Annotated in this window: 13 protein-coding genes and 1 tRNA gene; 5 read left to right on the top strand and 9 right to left on the bottom strand. The window is 57.4% G+C overall.

Annotation, left to right across the window (positions count from 1 at the left end; all coding sequences use genetic code 11):
* Window positions 1-539: 539 nt before the first annotated feature.
* From AB4N82_RS06145 to AB4N82_RS06105, 9 genes are all read right to left on the bottom strand, one after another.
* Complete coding sequence (locus tag AB4N82_RS06145) at window positions 540-1,463, bottom strand: sigma 54-interacting transcriptional regulator (protein WP_032886110.1); 924 nt, start codon at window positions 1,461-1,463, stop codon at window positions 540-542.
* Between the two features lie 303 nt (window positions 1,464-1,766).
* Window positions 1,767-2,867: a redox-regulated ATPase YchF gene (gene ychF / locus AB4N82_RS06140; protein WP_095183770.1), complete on the bottom strand. Its 1,101-nt coding sequence runs from the start codon at window positions 2,865-2,867 to the stop codon at window positions 1,767-1,769.
* Window positions 2,868-2,889: 22 nt separating this feature from the next.
* Window positions 2,890-3,474: an aminoacyl-tRNA hydrolase gene (gene pth, locus AB4N82_RS06135; RefSeq protein WP_003171596.1), complete on the bottom strand. Its 585-nt coding sequence runs from the start codon at window positions 3,472-3,474 to the stop codon at window positions 2,890-2,892.
* A 167-nt stretch (window positions 3,475-3,641) separates the two neighbouring features.
* The gene (locus AB4N82_RS06130; RefSeq protein WP_032886113.1) at window positions 3,642-4,247 is read right to left on the bottom strand and encodes a 50S ribosomal protein L25/general stress protein Ctc; all 606 of its coding nucleotides are present in this window, start codon (window positions 4,245-4,247) and stop codon (window positions 3,642-3,644) included.
* A gap of 138 nt (window positions 4,248-4,385) precedes the next feature.
* Window positions 4,386-5,327: a ribose-phosphate pyrophosphokinase gene (locus AB4N82_RS06125; RefSeq protein ID WP_003171603.1), complete on the bottom strand. Its 942-nt coding sequence runs from the start codon at window positions 5,325-5,327 to the stop codon at window positions 4,386-4,388.
* 46 nt (window positions 5,328-5,373) lie between these two features.
* Window positions 5,374-5,448, bottom strand: a tRNA-Gln gene (locus AB4N82_RS06120).
* A gap of 37 nt (window positions 5,449-5,485) precedes the next feature.
* Window positions 5,486-6,289 (bottom strand): 4-(cytidine 5'-diphospho)-2-C-methyl-D-erythritol kinase, encoded by an 804-nt coding sequence (gene ispE / locus AB4N82_RS06115; RefSeq protein WP_185168227.1) that lies wholly within the window; start codon window positions 6,287-6,289, stop codon window positions 5,486-5,488.
* A gap of 49 nt (window positions 6,290-6,338) precedes the next feature.
* Window positions 6,339-6,956: a lipoprotein insertase outer membrane protein LolB gene (gene lolB, locus AB4N82_RS06110; protein WP_095183772.1), complete on the bottom strand. Its 618-nt coding sequence runs from the start codon at window positions 6,954-6,956 to the stop codon at window positions 6,339-6,341.
* 4 nt (window positions 6,957-6,960) lie between these two features.
* Window positions 6,961-8,685 carry a tetratricopeptide repeat protein gene (locus tag AB4N82_RS06105; RefSeq protein WP_460104649.1) on the bottom strand — a complete coding sequence of 575 codons (1,725 nt, stop codon included), beginning with the start codon at window positions 8,683-8,685 and terminating at the stop codon, window positions 6,961-6,963.
* A 182-nt stretch (window positions 8,686-8,867) separates the two neighbouring features.
* Here AB4N82_RS06105 and hemA point away from each other — a divergent pair, with 182 nt between their 5' ends.
* The 5 genes from hemA to murI are packed head-to-tail and all read left to right on the top strand — an operon-like array spanning window position 8,868 to window position 13,603.
* Window positions 8,868-10,157: a glutamyl-tRNA reductase gene (gene hemA, locus AB4N82_RS06100; RefSeq protein ID WP_032886119.1), complete on the top strand. Its 1,290-nt coding sequence runs from the start codon at window positions 8,868-8,870 to the stop codon at window positions 10,155-10,157.
* The gene (gene prfA, locus AB4N82_RS06095; RefSeq protein ID WP_032886121.1) at window positions 10,154-11,236 is read left to right on the top strand and encodes a peptide chain release factor 1; all 1,083 of its coding nucleotides are present in this window, start codon (window positions 10,154-10,156) and stop codon (window positions 11,234-11,236) included. Before hemA ends, prfA begins: the two co-directional genes overlap by 4 nt.
* Window positions 11,237-12,067 carry a peptide chain release factor N(5)-glutamine methyltransferase gene (gene prmC, locus AB4N82_RS06090; RefSeq protein WP_032886122.1) on the top strand — a complete coding sequence of 277 codons (831 nt, stop codon included), beginning with the start codon at window positions 11,237-11,239 and terminating at the stop codon, window positions 12,065-12,067.
* The gene (locus AB4N82_RS06085) at window positions 12,061-12,816 is read left to right on the top strand and encodes a molybdopterin-synthase adenylyltransferase MoeB (RefSeq protein ID WP_122764708.1); all 756 of its coding nucleotides are present in this window, start codon (window positions 12,061-12,063) and stop codon (window positions 12,814-12,816) included. Before prmC ends, AB4N82_RS06085 begins: the two co-directional genes overlap by 7 nt.
* Window positions 12,809-13,603, top strand: coding sequence for a glutamate racemase (murI, locus tag AB4N82_RS06080; protein WP_032886124.1), 795 nt, complete (start codon window positions 12,809-12,811; stop codon window positions 13,601-13,603). Before AB4N82_RS06085 ends, murI begins: the two co-directional genes overlap by 8 nt.
* The last annotated feature ends 17 nt before the right edge of the window (window positions 13,604-13,620 follow it).

The raw sequence follows: 13,620 nt of genomic DNA, 5'->3' as shown, positions 1-13,620 counted from the left end.
GGGCCTGCGGTGAGGTGTCTGAAGCAGGTTCTTGATAATGGCTGATGCCGCATTTATTACATCGACTCATATGACAACCTCCCCGGCTAATGAGCCAGGGAGGTAATCATGTTACGAGCGAATTTCTTTAGCCGCGGCGTACAAGCCCGAAATCATCTTTGATTTCAAACTTTCTTGGAACGTAAGCTCGGCGACTTCCTCTGCGCGTTCAGAAGCGGAACGGGAACCACTGCCACTCTGTACTCCATCGAGTTCACTGGACATCATGCTGTTGCCGTATGCGTATCCACCGTATGAACTGCTACCGGATATACCATTCATAATAAGACTCCGATTTGGATATTTTGAACGTTGATTCACGTGTCGTGAGCCAAGCCCTGATGTCTGGAACTTTTTGTAACTTGAACCAGGCTTTGAATATGTGGCTCGCAACGCTAAAGCGTTCCTGATATGTCTATGGCTAGATATTTCTGGATGATTGGAGTGCTGAGGGTAGAAGCATGGCCCCCCTTACTGAGTCTTTAATGAGCTCTGTGTCCTCAAGCCAATGAGATGTCCAATTGTTTCATCCTGTAGTACAGCGTGCGCTTCGCAATACCCAACTCAATCGCCACGGTATCCACGCAGTAGAGATGGCGGCACAAGGACTCTTCAATCAATGCCCTTTCAATGTGCTGCAGGCGTGCCTTAAGGTTCATTTGGTTATCCTGCAACTGGCTCGACGACGTCGAAAGCGGTGGCAGGCCCAGCACGAATCTTTTGGCCGTCGAGCGTAGTTCACGAACATTGCCTAGCCAGGGGTGGCACAGCAGCTGTTGCAACAGCCCACCAGGCGGTGGCGGGGCATTGCATTTGAACTGGGCAGCTTCTTGTTGGATCATTTCCAGAAACAGCGGGATGATGCGTTCTCGCCTATCGCGCAGCGGCGGGAGCTGGATGTTGACGACATTCAGGCGAAAGTACAGGTCACGCCTGAAAGTGCCGTGCTCGACCATCTGATAAAGCGAATGCTGTGCGGATGCAATGACACGCATGTCCACCGGGATAAAACGGGTTGAGCCCAAGCGCTCCACCCCACGCGACTCCAGCACTCGTAGCAGTTTGGCTTGCAAGCTCAATGGCATGCTGTCGATTTCGTCGAGGTACAGGGTACCTAAATGGGCGGCTTCGACAAATCCGGCCCGTGATTGCATTGCCCCGGTATAAGCACCGCTGTTGACTCCGAACAATTGGCTTTCTGCGAGGCTTTCAGGAATAGCTGCGCAGTTCACGGCAACAAAATTACCCCGTCGTCCCGATAAGCGATGAACCCGTTGTGCCAATGTATCTTTGCCAGTACCGGTTTCCCCCAGTAGTAAAATGTCAATGTTGAGGGATGCCGTACTGTTAAGTGTATTTTCAATATCCGGGCCATCATTGAGTAAGATGGTCGATTCATTTTCCCCATTAGAGTGGGCCGGCATTAACTGGGCGCTCCATTGTTGCGAGTGTTTCACTGTTTAACGGCGTTATCCAGACGCCGATCGCTAAAGTGAAGCGTATAAGGATTATGATGTGCGCTTAAAGCGGGTATGTACTGCAATGGTGTAGGAAAACATCGTTGGTTATAGCTATTTAGTTGTTTGAGTGTTGTTGTATCTATAAGCCTGGGAAGTGAGTAGGGGGAATCTGATAATTGAGCGTGGGTGTTTTCTTTGTCTGAGTTTTAATCGTCGCCCACAAAAAAGCCGATGCATTGCATCGGCTTTTTTATTTGCGGCGGCAGCTTACACGTTAAAGCGGAAGTGCATCACGTCGCCATCCTTGACGATATATTCCTTACCTTCCAAGCGCCACTTACCGGCTTCCTTGGCACCGGCTTCACCTTTAAATTGGATGAAGTCGTTGTAGGCGATCACTTCTGCGCGGATAAAGCCTTTTTCAAAGTCGGTGTGGATCACGCCAGCAGCTTGTGGCGCGGTGGCGCCGACCTTGACGGTCCAAGCGCGGACTTCTTCGACACCAGCGGTGAAGTAAGTCTGCAGGTTGAGCATTTCGTAGCCGGCGCGGATCACGCGGTTCAGACCTGGTTCTTCCAGGCCCAGGGCCTCGAGGAACATGTCTTTTTCTTCGCCGTCATCAAGCTCGGCGATTTCCGCTTCGATCTTGTTGCAAACCGGCACCACGATGGCGCCTTCTTCGTCGGCGATGGCCTTGACCACGTCGAGCAACGGGTTGTTCTCGAAACCGTCTTCAGCCACGTTGGCGATGTACATCACTGGCTTGGTGGTCAGCAGGTGGAAGCCCTTGATCACGGCCTTCTCGTCAGCGCCCATGCTTTTCATCAGGCTGCGTGCCGGCTTGCCCTCGGTGAAGTGCGCGATCAACTGTTCCAACAGGCCTTTCTGGACCACGGCGTCTTTGTCGCCTCCCTTGGCGTTGCGCGCGACTTTCTGCAGTTGCTTCTCGCAGCTGTCGAGGTCAGCGAAGATCAATTCCAAGTCAATGATCTCGATGTCGCGTTTCGGGTCGACGCTATTGGAGACGTGAATCACGTTCTCGTCTTCAAAGCAGCGGACCACGTGGGCGATGGCATCGGTTTCGCGGATGTTGGCCAGGAACTTGTTGCCCAGGCCTTCACCTTTCGATGCGCCGGCTACCAGGCCTGCGATGTCGACGAACTCCATGGTGGTCGGCAGTACACGCTTCGGATTGACGATCGCTGCCAGAGCGTCCAGGCGTGTATCCGGCATCGGCACGATACCGCTGTTAGGCTCGATGGTGCAGAAGGGGAAGTTCTCCGCCGCAATACCGGACTTGGTCAAAGCGTTGAACAAGGTGGATTTGCCGACGTTGGGCAGGCCGACGATGCCGCAATTGAATCCCATGGTGTTTCCCCTCGGAAAAAAGTCAGGCCTTCTGGCTGTGCAGGTTTTTCATCGCGCGGTTCCATTCACCGGCGAAGATATCCGGCAGCACGCCGAGGGCAAAGTCGATGCTGGCATCGAGTTTTTCCTGTTCGGCGCGTGGCGCACGACCCAGGACGAAATTTGAAACCATACTCGCAACGCCTGGGTGGCCAATGCCGAGCCGCAGACGGTAAAAATTATTCTGATTACCCAACTGCGCGATGATGTCGCGCAGGCCGTTGTGCCCGCCGTGCCCGCCGCCAAGCTTGAGCTTGGCTACGCCGGGTGGCAGATCCAGTTCGTCATGGGCCACCAGGATTTCTTCGGGTTTGATTCGAAAGAAGCCCGCAAGCGCCGCAACAGCTTGGCCGCTGCGGTTCATGTAGGTGGTGGGAATCAGCAGACGAACATCCTGACCCTGGTGCGAAAAGCGCCCGGTCAGGCCAAAATATTTGCGATCGGCCGCCAGGTTTACACCTTGGGCATGGGCGATACGCTCAACAAAAAGGGCCCCCGCGTTATGCCGGGTCTGTTCGTATTCGGCGCCTGGATTTCCCAGGCCAACGATCAGTTTAATGGCAGTCACGACAGGGGCCCTTCCTTTGGAGTTGTGGATAACATCGCCTGACCGGAGTGCGGCGAAAGTGGACGACAGGAGCTCACTTATCCAGAGATAAACTTCGCGTTATCGCCCGCTTTCTCGCTACGTTTCGGTCCGCGATGTTTCCTCAAGCTCCGATGCCGCAGAGAGCATTACTCTGCAGCGGTTTCGCCTGCTTCATCTTCTGCTACAACACGTGGCGCGTGGACGTTGGCAACAGCCTTGTCGTCGTTGTGAGCCAGTGCAACGAACTCAACGCCTTTAGGGGCCTTGAGGTCGGACAGGTGAATGATGGTGCCGATTTCAGCAGCCGACAGGTCGACTTCGATGAACTCAGGCAGATCTTTCGGCAGGCAGCTTACTTCCAGCTCGGTAGTGGTGTGGGAAACAACGCCACCTTTCTTGACCGGAGCTTCTTCACCAACAAAGTGCACAGGCACGATAGCGGTCAGTTTCTGGCCGGCTACGACACGTACGAAGTCAGCGTGCAGGACGTGACCCTTGGATGGGTGACGTTGCAGAGCTTTGATGATGACGTTTTGCTTTTTGCCGCCAACGTTCAGTTCGATAACGTGGCTGTAGGCAGCATCGTTTTCGAGCAGTTTGGCAACTTCTTTAGCCAGCATGCTGATGGATTCAGGGGCTTTTTCGCCACCGTAAACTACAGCTGGAACCAGGCTTGCGAGACGACGCAGGCGGCGGCTCGCACCTTTCCCCAGGTCGGAACGCACTTCAGCATTCAGAGTAAAATCGTTCATGTTGTATCTCCAAAATAACCACATTCGCCCCAGCGTTTGCGACCAGCGCTAAAGGCGATATGGGCAAAAAAGCCCCGCCCCAGCAGAATGCTGGGGCGGGGCGCTTTTCGTCAGTGAGGTGATCCGAAGGTTTGACCCTTAGCGGAACATCGCGCTGATCGATTCTTCATTGCTGATGCGGCGAACCGCTTCGGCAACTACCGGTGCGATATCCAGTTGACGGATACGCGCACAGGCTTGTGCAGCAGCGGACAACGGGATGGTGTTAGTCACCACCAGTTCGTCCAGCACAGAGTTCTCGATGTTCTCGATCGCGCGGCCCGACAGCACAGGGTGTGTGCAGTAGGCGAACACTTTTGCAGCACCGTGCTCTTTCAAGGCTTTCGCCGCGTGGCACAGGGTGCCGGCGGTGTCGACCATGTCATCAACCAGAATACAGGTACGCCCTTCGACATCACCGATGATATGCATCACTTCAGAGTGATTGGCTTTCTCGCGGCGTTTGTCGATGATCCCGAGATCAACGCCCAGGGATTTGGCAACAGCCCGTGCACGCACGACGCCACCAATGTCCGGGGACACGATCATCAGGTTTTCAAAGCGCTGGTCTTCGATATCGTCCACCAGTACTGGCGAGCCGTAGATGTTATCTACTGGAATATCGAAGAACCCCTGGATTTGGTCAGCGTGCAGGTCAACCGTAAGAACACGATCGATACCTACCACAGTGAGCATGTCAGCAACGACTTTCGCACTGATAGCCACACGTGCGGAACGCGGACGGCGATCCTGACGGGCATAACCAAAGTAAGGGATTACAGCTGTGATTCGAGTCGCTGAGGAGCGGCGGAAGGCATCAGCCATCACGACGAGTTCCATCAGGTTATCGTTGGTCGGAGCGCAGGTCGGCTGAATAATGAATACGTCTTTACCGCGGACGTTTTCATTGATCTCGGCTGTAATTTCGCCGTCGGAAAATTTACCGACAGAGATGTCACCGAGAGGGATATGCAGCTGACGTACGACACGTCGAGCCAGATCGGGGTTGGCGTTCCCCGTAAAGACCATCATCTTGGACACGCGCAGTACCTAGAGGCTGAGGGTAACCTGGATGAGTATTAGAAAATGGCAGGGGCGGCTGGATTCGAACCAACGCATGGCAGGATCAAAACCTGCTGCCTTACCGCTTGGCGACGCCCCTGTATCTGTTGCAACGAGTACCCAGTACTCGGTTCCTTTTAGAGCAGACTTTGCAGCTTGCGATGCAACATCGAAACGTTGCTTCCCTTTGCTACAAACCCTGTAAGGGTCTCTGTAAGAAGGGCCGAGACTTTATCAGCTTCAGCTTTGTTTGGGAAGCCCCCAAACACACAACTTCCAGTTCCGGTTAATTTTGCTTCGGTAAATTTACCTAACAAATTCAAAGCGTTACGTACCTCTGGATAACGCCTTGCTACAACCGGTAAGCAGTCATTTCGACTGTTTCCCTTGGGAACGGGGCGCACTTTAATGGGAGAAGAGTTACGTGTCAACAACGGATCTGAAAAAATTTCTGCTGTACTTACAGATACTTGCGGCACAAGCACGACATACCACGGCTCTTCGGGGTATTCCGGGGTGAGTTTCTCCCCTACACCCTCAGCAAAAGCGGCGTGTCCGTGCACGAAAACCGGGACGTCGGCGCCCAGCGTAAGGCCCAGCGCTGCTAAGCGATCATGGTCCCAACCCAGTTGCCATAAGTGATTCAAGCCCAGCAATGTCGTCGCGGCATTTGAGCTGCCACCACCGATTCCGCCGCCCATGGGCAAAATTTTATCGATCCAGATATCGATGCCCAACGAACAACCGGATTGCTCCTGAAGTTTTTTTGCTGCCCTCACGATCAGGTTGCTGTCGTGGGGCACGCCTTCGAATTCGGTGTGCAGTTGAATCACGCCGTCGTCGCGTACGGCGAAGGTGAGTTCATCGCCGTAGTCGAGAAATTGGAAAAGCGTCTGCAACTCGTGATAGCCGTCTTCACGACGACCGAGAATGTGCAGCATCAAATTGAGTTTTGCGGGGGAGGGCAGGGTCAGTTTTTCTACAGTCACGTTATTGCCCCAGCTTGCGCGGTTGCCAGTCCTTGATCACCAGCGTGACGTCAAGGTCAGTGCCATGCAGCTTGATACGCTCCGGCAGCCAGTAACCGCCCTGTTCGGTATAGCTGAGGTATTCGACCTGCCAGCCATCCTGCTCCAGCGAGGCGAGGCGGCTGTCGCCATTAAGGCTCAGTCGACTCTTGCTATCGGGCGCGGGCAAGCCACGCACCCACCACACAAGGTGCGATACGGGCAGCTTCCAGCCAATCTGTTCTTCAAGCAGCGCTTCCGGCGAAGTCGCCTCATAGCGACCTTGGTTGGCCACTTCGAGGCTGACCTGACCCGGGCGACCCGTCAGGCGAGCGGCGCCACGGCCCAGCGGGCCCGACAAACGAATGTCGTAGTAGTCCTGGCGCTGCAGCCAGAACAACGTGCCGCTGCCCGAGTCCTTGGGGGCGCGAACGCCGACTTTGCCTTCGATCTGCCAGCCATCGATGCTGCTGAGCTGATCCTTATGCTGTTTCCATTGCGCCGGGTTGCCCTGGCCTTCAACGGATTCACGGGTGCCTACACCCGCGCAACCGGCGAGCAGGGCAATAAGACTGAACACTACAACGTGGCGCAAGAACATAAGCTTAAAGGGTCTCGGATCCGGTCAGGCGCTTGATGGTGCCGCGCAGGATGGGGCTTTCGGGTTGTTCCTTGAGGAATTTTTCCCAGATTTGACGTGCTTCGCGCTGCTTGCCGTTGGCCCACAGCACTTCACCCAGGTGCGCCGCGACTTCCTGATCGGGGAAGCGCTCCAGCGCTTGGCGCAGCAAGCGTTCGGCCTCATCCAGGTTGCCCAAGCGGTAATTCACCCAGCCTAGGCTGTCGAGTACGGCCGGGTCTTCCGGGTTGAGTTGGTGCGCTTGTTCGATCAGCACCTTGGCTTCGTCGTAGCGCGTGGTGCGGTCAGACAAGGTGTAGCCCAGGGCGTTGAGAGCCATGGCGTTGTCGGGGTCGCGCTTGATGATCAGGCGCAGGTCTTTTTCCATCTGCGCCAGGTCATTGCGTTTTTCCGCCTGCATGGCACGGGTGTACAGCAGGTTCAAATCGTCGGGGAATTGCAACAAGGCTTGTTGCAGCAGTTTCCAGGCGCGCTCGCCCTGATTGTTGGCCGACAAGGTCTCGGCCTGGATCAGGTACAGCTGGATCGCGTAGTCCGGCTCGGCATCGCGGGCCGCGGTCAGGCGTTTTTCCGCCTCATCAGTGCGCCCGTTACTCATCAGGATGTCGGCCTGGCGCAACTGGGCGGGCAGGTAGTCGTTGCCGGGGCCAACCTGAGCGTATTCGAGCAGGGCAGCTTGTGGGTCGTTGCGTTCTTCCGCGATACGGCCCAGGTTCAAGTGTGCGGAGTCCACATGGCTTTCACGCTCGATCAGTTCTTCCAGATAGCCCTTGGCCTCATCCCAGGCCTTGGCCTCCAGGCATACCAACGCCAGTGAGTAACGCAGCTCATCGTCGTCCGGGTATTGCTGGACCAGATTGGCGAACTGCACTTTGGCGTCCTCCATACGGTCCTGCTCAACCAGCATGCGCGCATAGGTCAATCGCAGGCGTTTGTCGTCCGGGTACTTCTTGATGCTTTTTTCCAGCAGCGGAATGGCTTCCTTGCCGCGATTGAGATTTTGCAGCAGGCGTGCACGCAGCAGGATCGGCGCAATCTCGCCATCGTCCGGCGGGTTCTGTTCCAGCAGCTTTAGCGCGGCGTCAGGCTCGTCGTCTTGTTGCAGCAACAGGGCCTTGCCGAAAATCAGTTGGCTGTTCTTGGGATGCTTTTGAAGCAGGCGGTCGAAACTCTTCATCAGGCCATTGCGCGTGTCCTGGTCGGTGTCGGCAGCCGACAGCGCGAGGAAGTCGAAATGGGTATCACCCTTGCCTTGCAGGACTTTCTCCATATAGACCATGGAGTCGTCATAGCGCCCGGCCCGCGCCAGTTGAATGGCTGCGGCACGTTGCGCCTCCAGATCGTCCGGTGCGTTTTTTGCCCAGATCAGCGAGGTATCCAGCGCAGCCTGATCGGCTCCCAGATACTCGGCGATGCGAAATGCGCGTTCGGAGATGCCTGGATCCTGGGTGTTGATGGCCTGGGTCACATAGTTATCCAGCGCAATATCGAAGCGATTGCGCTGGCCAGCCAGTTCCGCACTCATCAGGCTGAACACCGTTTCTTCACTGAACGAGGAATAAACCTTGGGCTTTTCAGGTGCGGGGGTGCTGTCTTCTACCGGCGGCGTACCGTCCGACGACACGGGGGCCAAGGCCTGGCAGCCGCTGAGGAAGACAAAAGCAAGGAGCAACGCGGAGGATCTATTCATATAGGAAGAGGACGACTAACCTGCGGTCGGATCATCATGACACAAGCCTTCGGCCAAACATAACCGAGTCTCAGTTGATGCCTTTATAGACACAAGGCATTAGGACAATAGACGACGGTGGTTGTTCTGAATCTTTCGAAGTAGGACAATTGTCGGCTTCCCGACATCATCAGCGATATTGAATGGCCTTCCTCGCACTCGGTATTAACCACAAGACTGCCTCCGTAGACGTGCGCGAGCGCGTGGCGTTTACGCCAGAGCAGTTGGTTGAGGCCTTGCAGCAGCTCTGCCGGCTCACCGACAGCCGCGAAGCTGCGATCCTTTCGACCTGCAATCGCAGCGAGCTTTATATAGAGCAGGAACATCTTTCAGCGGATGTCGTCCTGCGCTGGCTGGCCGATTACCACCATTTGAGCCTCGACGACCTGCGCGCATGCGCTTATGTGCACGAAGAGGATGCGGCAGTTCGTCACATGATGCGTGTGGCCGCTGGTCTCGATTCGCTGGTGTTGGGCGAGCCGCAGATTCTGGGCCAGATGAAGTCTGCCTACGCCGTGGCGCGTGAGGCCGGTACCGTTGGTCCGTTGCTGGGTCGGCTGTTTCAGGCCACGTTCAATTCTGCCAAGCAAGTGCGCACTGATACAGCCATCGGCGAAAACCCGGTGTCCGTGGCATTTGCCGCCGTCAGCCTGGCCAAACAGATTTTCAGCGACTTGCAGCGCAGCCAGGCCTTGCTGATTGGCGCCGGCGAGACCATCACCCTGGTCGCCCGTCATCTGCATGACCTGGGTGTAAAGCGCATCGTGGTCGCCAACCGCACCCTGGAGCGGGCTAGCATCCTCGCCGAACAATTCGGTGCCCACGCCGTGCTGCTGGCGGATATTCCGGCTGAATTGGTGCGCAGCGATATCGTCATCAGCTCCACTGCCAGCCAATTGCCGATTCTGGGCAAAGGCGCGGTGGAAAGTGCGCTGAAGCTGCGCAAGCATAAACCGATTTTCATGGTGGATATCGCCGTTCCCCGGGATATCGAGCCCGAAGTCGGCGAGTTGGACGACGTTTACCTCTATAGCGTCGACGACCTGCACGAAGTGGTCGCCGAAAATCTCAAGAGTCGCCAAGGGGCTGCCCAGGCTGCCGAGGAGATGGTCAGCACCGGTGCCGAAGATTTTATGGTGCGTCTGCGTGAACTGGCGGCGGTGGATGTGCTCAAGGCGTATCGTCAGCAGGGCGAACGCCTGCGCGACGAGGAGCTGCTCAAGGCTCAGCGTTTGCTGGCCAACGGCGGTAGCGCCGAAGAGGTGCTGATGCAACTGGCCCGTGGCCTGACCAACAAGTTACTCCACGCCCCCAGCGTGCAGCTTAAAAAATTGACTGCCGAAGGCCGCCTCGATGCGCTGGCCATGGCCCAGGAACTCTTTGCCCTCGGTGAGGGCGCGTCAGATAGCTCTTCGGATAAAAAATCGCAATGAAAGCGTCACTGCTCAATAAACTGGACGTGCTCCAGGACCGTTTCGAAGAACTGACCGCCTTGCTCGGCGATGGCGAAGTCATCTCCGATCAGACCAAATTCCGTACCTATTCCAAGGAATACGCGGAAGTTGAGCCGATCGTAAGCACCTACGGGCAATGGCTGAAGACCCAGGCCGACCTTGAAGGCGCCCAGGCGCTGCTCAAGGACAGCGACCCGGACATGCGCGAAATGGCCGTCGAAGAAGTCCGCGAAGCCAAGGACAAGCTGATCGCGCTGGAAGGCGACCTGCAACGCATGCTGCTGCCCAAGGATCCCAACGACGGACGCAACGTGTTCCTCGAAATCCGCGCCGGCACCGGTGGTGACGAGGCGGCGATTTTCTCTGGCGACCTCTTCCGCATGTATTCGCGCTATGCCGAGCGACGTGGCTGGCGTGTGGAGATCCTGTCCGAGAACGAGGGCGAGCACGGCGGCTATAAAGAAGTCATCGCGCGGGTTGAAGGCGAAAATGTCTACGGCAAGCTGAAGTTCGAATCCGGCGCGCACCGCGTACAACGTGTACCAGCGACCGAATCTCAAGGCCGTATCCACACCTCCGCGTGCACCGTGGCCGTACTGCCTGAGCCTGACGAGCAGGAAGCCATCGAGATCAACCCCGCGGACTTGCGCGTGGACACTTATCGCTCGTCGGGTGCCGGGGGGCAGCACGTCAACAAGACTGACTCGGCGATCCGCATCACCCACTTGCCGTCGGGCATCGTGGTGGAATGCCAGGAAGAGCGTTCCCAGCACAAGAACCGTGCACGGGCCATGTCCTGGTTGTCGGCCAAACTCAACGACCAGCAAACCAGCGCCGCCGCCAATGCGATTGCCAGTGAGCGCAAGTTGCTGGTGGGTTCGGGCGACCGTTCAGAGCGCATTCGCACCTACAACTTTGCCCAGGGCCGGGTCACCGACCACCGGGTCAACCTCACCCTGTACTCCCTCGACGAGATTCTCGCCGGTGGCGTCGATGCGGTGATCGAGCCCTTGCTCGCCGAATACCAGGCCGATCAACTGGCCGCGATAGGTGAATAAATGACCATCATCGCCAGCCTGCTGCGTGCCGCTGATTTGCCAGACTCGCCCACTGCGCGCCTGGATGTGGAATTGTTGCTGGCGGCTGCCCTGGGCAAATCCCGCAGCTACCTGCACACCTGGCCGGAAAAAATCGTCAGCAGCGAAGACGCTCTGACCTTTGCCGACTATCTCCAGCGCCGCCGCGGGGGTGAGCCGGTCGCTTATATTCTCGGCCAGCAAGGCTTCTGGAAGCTGGACCTGGAGGTCGCGCCTCACACGCTGATCCCGCGTCCGGAAACCGAACTGCTGGTGGAGGCGGCCCTGGAATTACTGCCGGCCACGCCAGCCAAGGTTCTCGACCTCGGCACCGGCAGCGGCGCCATCGCCCTGGCCCTGGCCAGTGAGCGCCCGGCCTGGCAAGTCACGGCCGTCGACCGTGTGCTTGAAGCCGTGGCCCTGGCCGAACGCAACCGCCAGCGTCTTCACCTGAATAACGCCACAGTGCTGAGCAGTCATTGGTTCAGCTCACTGCAAGGTCGCAGCTACGATCTGATCATCAGTAATCCGCCTTATATCGCCGACAACGACCCGCATCTGGTCGCAGGCGATGTACGTTTCGAACCAGCCAGTGCGCTGGTTGCCGGCCACGATGGTTTGGACGACTTGCGATTGATCATCAACGAGGCGCCGGCCCACCTGAATGCGGGTGGCTGGCTGCTGCTCGAACACGGTTACGATCAGGCTTTGGCCGTACGTGATCTGTTGCTGAGCCAGGGTTTTGACGAAGTGCATAGCCGTCTCGACCTCGGTGGTCACGAACGCATCACCCTGGGACGTCGCCCGTGCTGACTGATCAGGAGCTGTTGCGCTATAGCCGACAGATTCTGTTGCAACATGTCGACATCGAGGGCCAATTACGCCTGAAAAACAGCCGTGCTCTGATCGTCGGGCTCGGTGGCCTGGGCGCGCCGGTGGCGCTGTATCTGGCCGCTGCGGGTGTGGGCGAGCTGCATTTGGCTGACTTCGACACCGTCGACCTGACCAACCTGCAACGCCAGATCATCCATGACACCGACAGCGTCGGGCAGACCAAGGTCGACTCGGCGTTGCGCCGTCTGACCGCCATCAACCCTGAAATCACGTTGGTTGCCCATCGCACCGCGCTGGACGCCGACTCCCTGGCGGCCGCAGTGGCGGCGGTAGACGTGGTGCTCGATTGCAGCGACAACTTCTCCACACGCGAAGCGGTCAACGCCGCCTGCGTCGTCGCAGCCAAGCCGTTGATCAGCGGCGCGGCAATTCGGCTTGAAGGCCAATTGTCTGTCTTCGACCCGCGTCGCGCTGAAAGCCCGTGTTACCACTGTTTATACGGGCATGGCAGCGACACCGAGCTTACGTGCAGCGAAGCGGGGGTGGTCGGGCCGTTGGTGGGGCTGGTCGGTAGCCTGCAAGCCTTGGAAGCCTTGAAGCTGCTCGCCTGTTTTGGTGAACCGTTGGTGGGTCGCTTGTTATTGATTGATGCCTTGACCACGCGCTTTCGTGAATTGCGGGTCAAGCGTGATCCCGGTTGCAGTGTCTGTGGGACGCAACATGGTTAAGGACGCGCCGATCGGTGTGTTCGATTCCGGGGTCGGCGGCTTGTCGGTGCTGGATGAAATCCAGCAACTGTTGCCCCACGAATCGCTGCTGTACGTGGCCGATTGCGGACATATCCCCTATGGCGAGAAAACCCCCGAATTTATTCGTGAGCGTTCACGGCGGGTCGCTGAGTTTTTCCGCGAACGGGGCGCCAAGGCGTTCGTGATCGCTTGCAATACCGCGACCGTCGCCGCCGTAGCCGACTTGCGCCAGGACTATCCCGATTGGCCGCTGGTGGGCATGGAACCCGCCGTCAAACCTGCGGCTGCCGCCACGCGCAGTGGCGTGGTCGGTGTGCTGGCCACCACCGGTACTTTGCAAAGTGCCAAGTTCGCCGCGTTGCTCGACCGTTTCGCCACCGATGTGCAGGTGATTACCCAACCGTGCCCGGGCCTGGTGGAGCTGATTGAAACCGGTGATCTGCACAGCCCGGCCCTGCGTCAGTTGTTGCAGGGCTACATCGAGCCGCTGCTAAGCGCCGGTTGCGACACGCTCATCCTCGGTTGCACCCACTATCCCTTCCTCAAGCCGCTCCTGGCGCAGATGCTGCCCCCCAGCATCATCCTCATCGACACCGGCGCCGCCGTGGCTCGCCAGCTCAAGCGTTTATTGGGCGAGCGCGACCTGCTTGCCCACGGTGATCCTGAGCCTGCGCAGTTCTGGACCAGCGGTGATGTGTATCACTTAAGAAATATCCTACCGACACTGTGGAAATATTCCGGAGTTGTGCGAAGCTTTGGCGCGTGAAAATTTCGTGAAATATC

It is taken from the genome of Pseudomonas sp. H1_D04 (assembly GCF_054683855.1).
This window is presented reverse-complemented; position numbering and strand designations above follow the sequence as displayed.